The 11639-nt window shown below is 46.0% G+C and carries 13 protein-coding genes, 1 pseudogene and 2 riboswitches; of the genes and pseudogenes, 9 read left to right on the top strand and 5 right to left on the bottom strand.

Annotated features, from left to right (window positions below; genetic code table 11):
- From BTA30_RS21055 to BTA30_RS24000, 3 genes are all read left to right on the top strand, one after another.
- Window positions 1-1955: PAS domain-containing sensor histidine kinase (locus BTA30_RS21055; RefSeq protein WP_076763818.1), on the top strand; the 1955-nt coding region annotated here is incomplete at its 5' end.
- Window positions 1956-1962: 7 nt separating this feature from the next.
- On the top strand, window positions 1963-2460 hold the full coding sequence (locus BTA30_RS21050; protein WP_076763816.1) for a methylated-DNA--[protein]-cysteine S-methyltransferase: 498 nt from the start codon (window positions 1963-1965) through the stop codon (window positions 2458-2460).
- Window positions 2461-2550: 90 nt separating this feature from the next.
- Complete coding sequence (locus BTA30_RS24000) at window positions 2551-2664, top strand: hypothetical protein (RefSeq protein ID WP_223831590.1); 114 nt, start codon at window positions 2551-2553, stop codon at window positions 2662-2664.
- A 7-nt stretch (window positions 2665-2671) separates the two neighbouring features.
- Here BTA30_RS24000 and mtnA read toward each other — a convergent pair whose 3' ends face one another.
- The 3 genes from mtnA to BTA30_RS21035 all read right to left on the bottom strand — a co-directional run bounded on the left by mtnA (window position 2672) and on the right by BTA30_RS21035 (window position 6020).
- Window positions 2672-3733, bottom strand: a complete 1062-nt coding sequence (mtnA, locus tag BTA30_RS21045; RefSeq protein ID WP_076763814.1) for an S-methyl-5-thioribose-1-phosphate isomerase — start codon at window positions 3731-3733, stop codon at window positions 2672-2674.
- Between the two features lie 5 nt (window positions 3734-3738).
- The gene (mtnK, locus tag BTA30_RS21040) at window positions 3739-4932 is read right to left on the bottom strand and encodes an S-methyl-5-thioribose kinase (protein ID WP_076763812.1); all 1194 of its coding nucleotides are present in this window, start codon (window positions 4930-4932) and stop codon (window positions 3739-3741) included.
- Window positions 4933-5014: 82 nt separating this feature from the next.
- A riboswitch (SAM riboswitch) is annotated at window positions 5015-5158 on the bottom strand.
- Between the two features lie 82 nt (window positions 5159-5240).
- Window positions 5241-6020: a carbon-nitrogen family hydrolase gene (locus BTA30_RS21035; RefSeq protein WP_076763810.1), complete on the bottom strand. Its 780-nt coding sequence runs from the start codon at window positions 6018-6020 to the stop codon at window positions 5241-5243.
- Between the two features lie 94 nt (window positions 6021-6114).
- Here BTA30_RS21035 and BTA30_RS21030 point away from each other — a divergent pair, with 94 nt between their 5' ends.
- The 5 genes and pseudogenes from BTA30_RS21030 to BTA30_RS24545 form a co-directional block, all read left to right on the top strand.
- Entirely contained in the window at window positions 6115-7149 is a 1035-nt protein-coding gene (locus tag BTA30_RS21030; RefSeq protein ID WP_076763808.1) for a pyridoxal phosphate-dependent aminotransferase, read from the top strand.
- Window positions 7150-7198: 49 nt separating this feature from the next.
- A riboswitch (SAM riboswitch) is annotated at window positions 7199-7298 on the top strand.
- An 86-nt stretch (window positions 7299-7384) separates the two neighbouring features.
- A complete protein-coding gene (gene mtnW / locus BTA30_RS21025) occupies window positions 7385-8602 on the top strand; it encodes a 2,3-diketo-5-methylthiopentyl-1-phosphate enolase (RefSeq protein WP_076763806.1) in 1218 nt (405 codons plus the stop codon).
- Window positions 8599-9267, top strand: coding sequence for a 2-hydroxy-3-keto-5-methylthiopentenyl-1-phosphate phosphatase (mtnX, locus tag BTA30_RS21020; RefSeq protein WP_076763804.1), 669 nt, complete (start codon window positions 8599-8601; stop codon window positions 9265-9267). The genes mtnW and mtnX overlap by 4 nt, the downstream gene beginning before the upstream one ends.
- Complete coding sequence (locus BTA30_RS24550; RefSeq protein WP_076763802.1) at window positions 9258-9887, top strand: methylthioribulose 1-phosphate dehydratase; 630 nt, start codon at window positions 9258-9260, stop codon at window positions 9885-9887. Before mtnX ends, BTA30_RS24550 begins: the two co-directional genes overlap by 10 nt.
- A pseudogene (locus tag BTA30_RS24545) lies at window positions 9884-10297 on the top strand (cupin domain-containing protein); the annotation flags it as partial. The gene BTA30_RS24550 and the pseudogene BTA30_RS24545, both read left to right, overlap by 4 nt.
- Before the next feature lie 27 nt (window positions 10298-10324).
- On the opposite strand, the gene fosB reads toward BTA30_RS24545, so the two are convergent.
- The gene (fosB, locus tag BTA30_RS21005) at window positions 10325-10777 is read right to left on the bottom strand and encodes a metallothiol transferase FosB (protein WP_076763800.1); all 453 of its coding nucleotides are present in this window, start codon (window positions 10775-10777) and stop codon (window positions 10325-10327) included.
- Complete coding sequence (locus BTA30_RS21000) at window positions 10774-11097, bottom strand: YkvA family protein (RefSeq protein ID WP_076763797.1); 324 nt, start codon at window positions 11095-11097, stop codon at window positions 10774-10776. The genes fosB and BTA30_RS21000 overlap by 4 nt, the downstream gene beginning before the upstream one ends.
- A 203-nt stretch (window positions 11098-11300) precedes the next feature.
- Here BTA30_RS21000 and BTA30_RS20995 point away from each other — a divergent pair, with 203 nt between their 5' ends.
- Complete coding sequence (locus BTA30_RS20995) at window positions 11301-11546, top strand: aspartyl-phosphate phosphatase Spo0E family protein (RefSeq protein WP_076763795.1); 246 nt, start codon at window positions 11301-11303, stop codon at window positions 11544-11546.
- Window positions 11547-11639: the final 93 nt, after the last annotated feature.

Genomic DNA, 11639 nt, shown 5'->3' with positions numbered 1-11639 from the left:
TTCCGCCTGATGAAGTAAACCAAAACATTCACCGGTTTTTAGAACGGGGATATACGAAAAAAGAAGTCGCGATCAGGCTGGATAACGGCTCTGTCAAATACATAGAGTTCACCGCCAGCAAAGGGATAGGAGAAGATTGTTTCTTTGTGGTCATGAGGGATATTTCATCAAAAAAAATACTGGAACGCGAACGCACCATCAATGAAAAGCTTTTTAAAGATCTGTTTCACAGGGCGGTTGAAGGGATCGTCATTTTTGATAAACAAGGCTGTTTTATCGATGCAAACCAGTCTTTTTGCCAAAGCTTCGAGATCAAGAAAGACGAGCTTTCCAAGTTGAAGCTGTCGCAGTTCGTACCCTCTGAAAACCGCAGCAGGCTCGATAAAATTTGGAGCGCTCTTTTTAGAAGAGGGAAGGCGAAAGGAGAGCTCCCGGTGCGGCTTAGATCGGGAGAAAACAGGCTGTTTGAGCTGACGATCACATCGAATATTTTAAACGGTTTTTATATGTCCATTATGAGGGACATCACTGAGAAAAGATCGATGGAGAAGCAGCTTTTTAAAAGTGAAGAGCGCTTTCGGGAAGTGTTTGAAAATGCGATGGACGCTATTGTTCTGATGGGCACCGACGGACGGGTCGTAAAGGCCAACCAGACGGCCTGCAAAATCTTTGAACTGCCGATGGACAAGCTTTTAAACAAAAAAATAACCGATTTTATTGATAAAAATGATAAACGCTATCAATTCATTCGAAAGCAGTACAGCGAAAAGGGGGAAATTAGAGAAGAGCTGCTTTTCCGCATGGGCAACGGGCAATATAAAGAACTTGAGTTTACTGCAAAGCGCATCATGTTTGACAGCCAGCATTTAACCATCTTAAGAAATGTCAGCGACCGAAAACGGATGGAGAAAGAACTAAGGGAAAGCGAACTGAAATTCAGAAAAGTATTCAACGGATCGATGGATGGGATTGTTTTGTTCAATAATCAATATGAGATTATTGATGCGAATCCTCTGGCCGGAAAGATACTCAGCCTTCCCCTTGAACAGTTGAAAACATCCAACCTTCTTGACGTCATCTCCGCTTACAGAATAGAAAATGCGGCCTCCCTTGCAGCAGCCATTTCCTTTGAAGAAATGGACAATGACATTCCGTTTCTATTAACTGATCAAAAACGAATTTTGGAGTTTTCATTCAAGCGAAACATCATTCAAAATATGAATTTGGCTATGCTCAGAGATGTGACGGAACGCAAGGAGCTGGAAGAGCGCCTGCGCAAATCGGACACGCTCCATGTCGTAGGAGAGCTTGCGGCGGGAATCGCCCACGAAATCCGCAATCCAATGACCGCCTTGAAAGGGTTTATCCAATTGCTGAAAGGCAGTATAAAGGAGGATCACACGCTCTATTTTAATGTGATCACATCGGAATTAAAAAGGATTGAATCGATTATTACGGAGTTTCTGATTCTCGCGAAGCCCCAGGCGATCATGTATGAAGAAAAAAATGTCGTTAAAATCATGCAGGATACAATGGATCTTCTGCATGCACAAGCCAACTTGGACAATGTGCAGATGCACCTCAGCTGCCGCGGCCAGATTCCGCTGATTTATTGTGAGCCGAATCAGCTCAAACAGGTCTTCATCAACGTTTTAAAAAACGCGATCGAAGTGATGCCTGACGGCGGCAATGTGTATGTGTCAATCAAACCGAAAGGCAGCGATCATATCGTCGTATCCCTGACTGATGAAGGAATCGGCATGACGGAAGACAAATTGAAGCGGCTTGGAGAGCCTTTTTATACCACAAAAGAACGGGGCACTGGACTTGGCCTTATGGTCAGCTATAAAATTATTGAAGAGCACAAAGGGAAAATTGAGGTTGAAAGTGAGGCCGGGAAAGGCACGACTTTTCATCTGACGCTCCCAATCAGACAACAGCAGGAGGAGGCTTAATCACATCGTGAGTTTTTATATTGAGGTGACCTCGCCATTTGGACGAGCATATATCGTCGAGCAAAACGAGCACATTACACATGTGCTTTTCGGTAGAGAAGAATTGGAGATATTGAAAGAAAAAGATTCAGGGCTGAAGCTGATGGAGACGGCATTATTGCAAGATGCAAAGCGGCAGCTTGAAGAATACTTCAGAGGTGAGCGCAGAGCATTCAAGCTCCCGATGCACCAAGAGGGGACGGCATTCCAGCAGAAAGTGTGGGAAGCGCTGCTGTCCATTCCTTACGGTGAATCGCGGAGCTATTTAGATATCGCCTGTGCGATCGGAAATCCTAAAGCGGTTCGGGCAATCGGCCAGGCGAACAAAAAAAACGCGCTTCCGATTTTGATTCCGTGCCACCGTGTCATCGGAAAAAACAATACGCTGACAGGGTATGCAGGAAATGAAACAGATAAAAAAGCGGTGCTGCTTGAGATTGAAAATATTCCTTATAAAGGAAAATAATAAAAGCGTACTGTTTCTTTTTTTTCACCAGCGACATATAATTTTATTAAGTTAAAAATGTTGGTCTTGGTAAAAAAGGAGGACGAAGCGATGAAATCAAGCCGCCCGCAAAAAATAGCCGGCTACACCGAATTGTTCGTCAAACTGCATGTCCTGACAGCAGAACAAAAAAAAGACATCATGAAATGGATTAAAATCCGCTAAAGCGTCCTTATAAAACGGCTTTAGCGGAAAAAAGCGCTTCAATTTCTTCCTCAAATCTGTCTGTTATAATCCCTTTCTCTGTAATGATTCCTGAGATCAGATGATTCGGGGTGATGTCAAAAGCGGGATTGAACACAGGCACTCCTTTCGGCGCAATTTGAGTCCCTGCGATCTGCCTGACTTCATCTGGATCGCGCTCTTCAATCGGAATGTCGTCACCGGATGAAATCGAGATGTCAAAAGTGGACAGGGGAGCAGCAATAAAAAACGGAATTTGAAAGGATTTGGCTAATATCGCCAATCCGTAGGTTCCGATTTTATTGGCTGTATCTCCGTTTTTTGCGATCCGGTCAGCTCCGACAATGACAGCGGAAATATTTTTTTCTTTCATCGTATGAGCGGCCATGCTGTCGGTGATGAGCGTGACGTCGATTCCGCCCTGCATGAGCTCCCATGCCGTCAGGCGCGCACCCTGGAGTACAGGTCTTGTTTCACAGGCGTAAATATGAAGGTCAAGATCTTTTGTTTTGGCCAGATAAAACGGGGACAGCGCTGTGCCGTATCGGCTTGTCGCGATCGAACCGGCATTGCAGATCGTCATGATGTTATCACCCGATTTAAACAGCTGCAAAGCATTTTGTCCGATCTGCCGGCATGTTTCTTCATCTTCAATCTGAATCTGAATCGCTTCATGGATGAGATCGGTTTTTGCTTCATTCACTGATCTTGCACCTTCTGCACAGTTCACCAGCCGGCTGAGAGCCCAGGATAAATTGACGGCCGTCGGTCTTGCCTGATTTAATTCATCCTTGAGCTTTCTGAGTTCCCGCTGGAATTCTAACACGTCTGCCGTATCGATGTTTTGGGCGCAAAGGGCGAGGCCGAACGCGGCTGTGATCCCGATGGCCGGCGCCCCGCGCACTTTTAAAGTTTGAATGGCATCATAGATGTCTTCCATTGTTGTTAAATGGAGATATTCCGTCTTTTCGGGAAGTTTTTGCTGATTTAAGATTTTAACCGATGTTTCTTCCCACTCCACAGAGCGGGGCACCGCAAATTGTTTTGGCATTTCATTCACTCCTTCAGCTGGTTCTGAAACGCTTCAATGATATCTTTCGGCGTCCGGAAATCGCTGCGTTTTTCGATTAATTCTGCGCCTATGTTAAGGGCGAGCTTTTTTTGACTGATCCTCCGCTCAAATGGAACGATGGCATCAAGGTCGGCGACATGGGCAAGGCCGATCGTCCGGCGGATCATTTCACAGCCGGCAAAGCCTGCGGCGTCTTCGAATGTTTTTTTCAGGACGGCTTCAAGTTCTCCAGGTGTGCTTTTGTAGTAATCAAGACAGTCCTTTTCCCATGCTTCGCTGAATGTGCGGCTGAATGTGTTCCAAACGGTTTCGACATGGCTGTATAAAGGCGCGCGTCTGTTTTCTTCGCGGGCCAGTGCATTCAACAGCAGATTGGCGATAAACTGGCCGATATCAAAACCGATCGGGCCGAAAAAAGCAAATTCGGGGTCGATGACTTTCGTTTCGTTTTCACCGGCGAAAATGCTTCCTGTATGCAAATCGCCATGAATGAGCGTTTCAGCCGAAGTTGAAAACTGCTTTTTTAACTTTTTCGCTTCAAGTTTTAAAGCCTCATTGCTCCACATTTTTTCTGCCTCATCACGCAGCTCTTCTTCAAAATCATTTGTTTCATGGTCAAAGAACGGGTCCGTAAAAACAAGGTTTCCCGTAATATCGCATAAATCCGGGTTTGTAAATTGCTTCACAAGCCGCTCTTTTATTTTTGGGTCCAATGCATAATCAGAGGAATAAAACAGCGTTTTTCCGAGAAATTCTCCGATATCCTCAGACAGGTGCGGATAGTCGTTTCCTTCGAGCAGTCCCTTTCTCGCGATTTGCAGGCGGGATAGATCCTCCAGCACGGTTACGGCTAGCTCTGTGTCTGAATAATAAACCTTTGGCACAAGATGCGGTGCGTGTTCAGCCTGACGGATCAATGCGCTGCTTTCGATTCTCGCCCTGTCCAGTGACAGCGGCCAGCTTTCACCGACGACTTTCGCATAAGGTACGGCCTGCTTGATGATCAAACCTTTCTGTTGTCCCTGATCATAAACATGGAAGACAAGATTGAGATTCCCATCTCCGATCTCACGGCACGTCAATGTGCTGCTGCTCGAAAAAAGTCCGAGGCGGACCGCGAGTGCGGCCGCTGAGCTTTCTGTTAAAATTTCGTATGAAGCGGTTTTCGTTACGGTCATATGTGATTCCTCCCAAAGTCGTTAACAAAAGTAAAAAGCCTCTTTCTCAGTGAGAGAAAGAGGCTAATCATCATATCCGCCTCTCTTATCTCTCAGAATGTGATCTGATGGAATTAGCACCGTGCCCTAGCAGCGCAAAATTGCTCGCGCCCCATTTCACAATGGTATTACGGTCGGTTGCTGTTGGGGTCATAAGGCCAGTCCTTCACCCAACTCTCGATAAGAGAAATCAATATAAAATTTTGAAATTTCAGTTCGATCAGTTGCTGAAAATGTTACCAGTATCACGGTTTTCTTGTCAATACTTTTTAATATAAATCTTTGCGGATGTCCTCAAAAACCGGAATTTGTCCTCTCGCTTGATCAATGTCATTCAGATCAATCTCAGCTTTGACAACCGTTTCTTCATGTCCGGCTTCTGCGAGTACATGCCCGAGCGGATCTATGACCATGCTGTGGCCGGCAAATTCGTTTGCAGGGTCTTTTCCTGAACAGTTGCAAGCTGCGACAAAGCATTGATTTTCAATGGCTCTGGCTATTAAAAGGCTTCGCCAATGATCGAGCCTCGGCCGGGGCCATTCCGCCGATACGAAGATGATGCCCGCTCCTTTTGAAGTGTGCTTCCTGATCCATTCCGGAAAACGGATGTCATAGCAGATAAATCCCGCAGCTCGTGCACCTTCAATCTCAAAACTGCCGTCAGCCGAACCGGAAGATAAATAGAGATGCTCATCCATCAGCTGAAAAAGGTGTGCTTTGCTGTATTCTTTGATCAGGTTTCCGTTTTTGTCTGCGATGTACATGGTGTTGTATACACCATTCTTTTTTTTAACGGCGACTGAACCGCATACAATATGGACATTGTTCGCTTTCGCCGTTTTCTGAAGCCATGTCTTGGTTTGTTTTCCGTCTTCGTCGCCGATTGTATCAAGGTTTTTTAAATCATAGCCCGTCGTCCAAAGTTCGGGGAGAACAAGGATATCCGCATGGCTGCTTTCCGCTTCAATCAGCCGTTCTGCTTTTTTGAAGTTTTCTGAAGGGTTGCCGTAAGATATATTGAATTGCAGGCAGGAAATCGTCCGTTTCACTCTGGGTCACCTCATTTTTTACTTTACATTTTACCTTTAACAATATATGATGATGGACTATCATTTCAAGAATTTTTCAAAGCGGGTGAAAAAAATGAAATTTGAGCTTTCAAATGTGCTAAAAGAGCTGCCGGAGCAATTTTTTGCTTCCTTGGTNNCGCTGAAAGAGGCGGCAGCCGAATTTTATAAAAGAGAGTATGGCGTTTCTGTCGATCCTGAACGGGAAGTCGCCGTATTGTTTGGAGGAAAAGCGGGTCTCGTAGAGCTGCCGCAATGTCTGTTAAACCCGGGTGATGCCGTGCTTGTTCCTGACCCGGGATATCCGGATTATTGGTCAGGTGTTGAGCTGGCAAAAGCCGTCATGGAAACGATGCCGCTCACAAAGGACAATCACTTTCTGCCCGACTACAGCGTGATTCCGGCAGATGTAAAAGAAAAAGCGAAGCTGATGTACTTGAACTATCCGAACAACCCGACGGGAGCCCAGGCTACATCTGCTTTTTTTGCAGAAACCGCCCATTTCGCCAAAGACAACGGCATTTGCATCGTACATGATTTTGCCTACGGGGCGGTCGGCTATGACGGCCAAAAGCCGGTCAGCTTTCTTGAAACAGAAGGCGCAAAGGAAGTCGGAATCGAAATTTATACACTTTCTAAAACGTACAATATGGCGGGGTGGAGAGTCGGCTTTGCTGTGGGCAATGGATCTGTGATCGAAGCGTTGAATCTTTACCAGGATCATATGTATGTCAGCCTTTTTAAAGCGGTGCAGGACGCCGCAGCGGCCGCTCTGCTTTCAGATCAGAGCTGCGTAAAAGAGCAAAATGAGCGGTATGAAAAAAGGCGGGACGTCTGGATCAAGGCTGTACGCGATATCGGTTGGGACGCCGCTGCCCCGGAAGGCTCTTTTTTCGCATGGATGCCTGTCCCGGAAGGCTATACATCAGAGGAATTTTCGGATTTGCTTCTGGAAAAAGCCAATGTCGTTACAGCGCCGGGGATTGGATTCGGCCAATATGGCGAAGGCTATGTGCGAGTCGGCCTGCTCACCAGTGAAGAGCGCTTGCAGGAAGCGGCGAACCGGATCGGCAGGCTGAATATTTTTAAGAAGACCGGAGTCTGTCATTGACAACGGGGGAAAACGATGGGATAATTCAAAATAATTTATAAAATCAATATTCTTATCAAGAGCAGGCAGAGGGACGAGCCCGATGAAGCCCGGCAACCGACTTTTAAAGCACGGTGCTAATTCTTGCAGCTGGCGCTGAGAGATAAGGATTCGAATCGCAGAAACGAAACCTCTTTTTAGCACAGATGCAAAAAGAGGTTTTTTTATATGCATGCAAACAGGAAGGAGCTTAAGAATGAGTGAACTTAAGGCAACATATGTCCTGACAGATCCCGGAGCTGATCCAGAAAAGCGGGCTGAACAGATTGCACTCGGCCTGACGGTGGGGTCTTGGACGGATTTGCCGCAGCTGAAGCAGGAGCAATTAAAAAAGCATAAAGGACGGGTCGTCCGGGTTGAAGAAACAGAAGGCGATTTGGGAGAAAAACAGGCAGTGGTCACCATTGCCTATCCAGAAGCCAATTTCACCAGCGATATTCCGGCCGTCTTGACGACCGTTTTTGGAAAGCTGTCACTTGACGGAAAAGTCAAATTGGCAGATTTGGCATTTTCCAAAACGTTTAAACAATCACTGCCAGGTCCGGCATACGGGGTGTACGGCATTCGCAAAAAAATCGGCGAATTTGAAAGGCCGCTATTGATGAGCATTTTCAAAGGCGTTATCGGCCGCAGTATGGAAGATTTGAAGGAACAGCTGAGACAGCAGGCGCTCGGCGGGGTGGACTTGATCAAGGATGACGAAATCTTGTTTGAAACCGGGAGTGCCCCTTTCGAAAAACGAATCATCGAAGGCAAAAAAGTGCTTCAGAACACCTATGAAGAAACCGGCCATAGAACGCTTTACGCCGTTAATTTGACGGGAAGGACGCTGGAGCTGAAAGGCAAAGCGAAAAAGGCCGCTGAGCTCGGGGCCGATGTTTTGCTGTTTAATGTATTTGCCTACGGGCTGGATGTCCTCCAAAGCCTTGCAGAAGACGACGAAATACCGCTGCCGATTATGGCTCATCCGGCCGTCAGCGGCGCATTTACTTCTTCACCGTATTACGGTTTTTCCCATTCACTTTTGCTGGGCAAGCTGAATCGTTATCTAGGGGCTGATTTCAGCCTGTTTCCTTCTCCGTATGGAAGCGTCGCCCTCGCGAAGCGGGAAACGCTCGCCATTCATGATGAATGCACGAAAGAGGATGTCTTTAAACCGTCTTTCGCCGTACCGTCGGCGGGCATTCATCCCGGCATGGTCCCGCTCTTGATGAAAGACTTTGGCATTGACCATATCATTAATGCGGGCGGCGGCATTCACGGCCATCCAAACGGAGCCGCAGGCGGAGGAAGGGCGTTTAGAGCGATCATCGAAGCCGTTCTTGAAGCCGAGCCTGTCGAAGAAAAAGCAAAACGCTCCCCTGATTTAAGACTCGCCCTTGAAAAATGGGGGAAGGCCGAGGTTTCTGTATGAGAAAGCCGCTGATCATCTGCGATTTTGACGGGACGATTACAACAAATGACAACATCATCAGCATCATGAAAAAGTTTGCTCCGAAAGAGTGGCTTGCTTTAAAAGACGGCGTTCTCTCCAAGGAACTGCCGATCAAGGAAGGAGTCGGGGGCATGTTTGGGCTCTTGCCGAGCAGTCTCAAGGATGAGATGACGGCATATGTACTCGAGCAAGCGAAGATCCGCGATGGGTTTAAAGAATTTGTTTCCTTCCTGGATGATCACGGGCTCCCATTTTACGTCATCAGCGGGGGCATGGATTTTTTCGTTTACCCTTTGCTGGAAGGGATTGTGGAAAAAAATCGCATCTATTGCAATCAGGCTGATTTTCAAGGTGACAGCATCTTGATCAAATGGCCGCATCTGTGCGATGACAAATGCGAAAATGAATGCGGCTGCTGCAAGCCTTCGATCATCCGCAAGCTTCAGGGAGAGGGAGACTTCCTCGTGATGATCGGGGATTCTGTTACAGATGTTGAAGCAGCCAAATGTTCTGATTTGTGCATAGCCCGTGATTATTTGCTGAAGGAATGTGAAGATCTGCATTTGCATCATGTTGCGTTTGAGGATTTTCACGATGTTAAACGTGCACTTGAAGAGACCTTGGAGGTGAAGGAATGGTTGTGAAGCAAAAGCGCTGGCTGGAGCTGGCCGAAGTAAAAAGGGAACTTGCGGCAAGAGATTGGTTTCCTGCAACCAGCGGCAACCTTTCGATCAAAGTATCGGATGAACCGCTGCGCTTCCTGGTCACAGCAAGCGGGAAAGATAAACGAAAAGAGACGAATGAGGATTTTTTGCTGGCCGATGAAGAAGGCAGGCCCGCAGAAAGCGGCCATTCCCTTAAGCCGTCAGCAGAAACGCTGCTTCATGCGTATGTCTATCAAAAAACAAATGCGGGCTGCTGTCTCCATGTGCATACCGTTGACAATAACGTGATCTCAGAGCTATATGCAAGAGAGAAACAAATGACATTTAAAGGCCAGGAAATCATCAAGGCTCTCGGATATTGGGAGGAAAACGCGGAAATCACCATCCCGATTATCGAAAATACCGCCCATATTCCAGATTTGGCGGCTGAGTTCGCCGCCCATCTGTCAGGCGATTCGGGGGCTGTCTTGATCCGGAGCCACGGCATTACGGTCTGGGGAAGAACGGCGTTTGAAGCAAAGCGGGTGCTTGAAGCTTATGAATTTTTGTTCAGCTGGCATGTAAAGCTAAAAGCGTTCAGGCCAGAGTACGTNNTTTAAGAGAAAAATATGATTTGACAGACGAAGAAAAACAGGAGATTTTAGATGTTTTCGCAGCTGAAATTAAAGACATTTCAGAGCGCCGCGGTTATAAAGCGCAGGATGTCATCTCACTCTCTGATCAACATCCTAAATTGGATGAACTGCTGAAAAATTTTAAACAGGAGCATCATCATACAGATGATGAAGTAAGGTTTATCGTCAGCGGCCACGGCATCTTTGCGATTGAAGGCAAGGACGGCACATTTTTTGATGTTCTGCTGAATCCGGGAGATTTGATTTCTGTTCCGGAAAATACCCGTCATTATTTCACACTTCAGGAAGACCGGAAAGTCGTAGCCGTCAGGATTTTCGTCACGACTGAAGGATGGGTGCCGATATATGAGAAGAAACATGCTCAACAGTCATAAAAAAAAGCGTCTCAAGGGACGCTTTTTTTACTTGTTTTTTTCATGCAATGCTTGGATATGGCCCTCATGAAATGACAGATGGGGCTTTTCTTGTTGATAGTATTCGAGCCGGTCGAAAACAGAACCCGTGTGGAGCTCGAATTTATGTCCGTCAGGATCGGAAAAATAGATCGAATCTTTATCACCTTTATGACGTTTTCTTCCTGTCAGCACATTCACGCCTAAATCTCTTAATTTCTTCTCCCAATCAAGCAAATCTTCCTGATTGATGGAAAAGGCTATGTGTGTGTAAGAATCGTGAATCTCAGTCCGCTTCAAATCCTTTTCTTCGTTCAATGCAAGCCAGATCCCATTCAGGTCAAAATAAGCAGTTTTCTCTGCTTTTACGAGCCATTTGGCATCAAACACTTTTTCATAGAATGAAATAGAGGTTTCAAGATCAGAGACTGAAAACAGCAGATGATTAAGACCTTGAATCATTTGACATCATCCGCCCCGTCCGTTTGCAATGCTTCAAAATCAGCCAGTTCTTTCGCGATTTGCCTGAATAGAAAGGCGAGCACAGCAGCATCATCCAGCCAGCCCGCTCCTGCGAGAACATCCGGTATCACATCAATGGGAGACAGTACATAGATAAAGGCCAGAGCGGCCAGTAAAATCGTTTTTTTAGGGAAAAGCGGGTAGTTTCCTTTTCTCCACGCTTTACATGCGCTGAAAAACAATTTGAGGCTGGAGAACGCTTCTCTGACAGCGAATAGTGTCCTCAGTCTTAAAGCCGGTTTTCTTATGTTTTTTCTCATCAAAAGACCTCCTGTAAAAGGAAAATGCTTTCCAGTGATTATCTTATTTAATCCTTGGGTATAATTCAACAAATCTATTATACTGATTTCGAAATATTTTTTTCGAAAAATAGGTTTACAAAATAAGTATAATCTGTAATAATGCTCAAGTACGCAAAATCTGGGTGATTCACGAAACTTTAACGCGGTAAGGGGTGAAGCGTATGCAAAGATATTTAGAGAAAGAAGCGCTGCTGGTCTCCATCAACGAAAAGCGGCAAATGATGGTTGAAGCTGCTGAAGTCTATGGTTATACAGGGGATGAGACGATTAAGCAGAGCCAGGAATTGGATCAATTAATTTATCAATATCAAAAACTGTCGATGAATGATCATTATACACCAGACAAGCCGCTGCATGATTTTTTAGATGGCATCGACTGTCTGATTGTTGAAAAATATACAGCATAATGCTGATGAATCAAAAAAGAGCTGCCGTTAAACGGAATGCCAGCTCTTTTCAGAGCGGGAGCGGCTTTAGTCATCCTGTTCTTTTGAAGTCGG

This window comes from Bacillus swezeyi (assembly GCF_001969815.1).
Taxonomy (GTDB): Bacteria; Bacillota; Bacilli; order Bacillales; family Bacillaceae; genus Bacillus; species Bacillus swezeyi.
The sequence above is the reverse complement of the archived record's forward strand: the minus strand, read 5'-3'. Positions and strand labels throughout refer to the sequence as shown.

What these genes read in the sequence shown, in the direction of transcription:
- mtnK (WP_076763812.1), bottom strand. Translation starts at nt 4,932, where the DNA reads ATGACCGTAACGAAAACCGCTTCATACGAAATTTTAACAGAAAGCTCA.
- BTA30_RS20995 (WP_076763795.1), top strand. Translation starts at nt 11,301, where the DNA reads ATGCAAAGATATTTAGAGAAAGAAGCGCTGCTGGTCTCCATCAACGAA.
- mtnX (WP_076763804.1), top strand. Translation starts at nt 8,599, where the DNA reads ATGAGAAAGCCGCTGATCATCTGCGATTTTGACGGGACGATTACAACA.
- BTA30_RS24000 (WP_223831590.1), top strand. Translation starts at nt 2,551, where the DNA reads ATGAAATCAAGCCGCCCGCAAAAAATAGCCGGCTACACCGAATTGTTC.
- mtnA (WP_076763814.1), bottom strand. Translation starts at nt 3,733, where the DNA reads ATGCCAAAACAATTTGCGGTGCCCCGCTCTGTGGAGTGGGAAGAAACA.
- mtnW (WP_076763806.1), top strand. Translation starts at nt 7,385, where the DNA reads ATGAGTGAACTTAAGGCAACATATGTCCTGACAGATCCCGGAGCTGAT.
- fosB (WP_076763800.1), bottom strand. Translation starts at nt 10,777, where the DNA reads ATGATTCAAGGTCTTAATCATCTGCTGTTTTCAGTCTCTGATCTTGAA.
- BTA30_RS21000 (WP_076763797.1), bottom strand. Translation starts at nt 11,097, where the DNA reads ATGAGAAAAAACATAAGAAAACCGGCTTTAAGACTGAGGACACTATTC.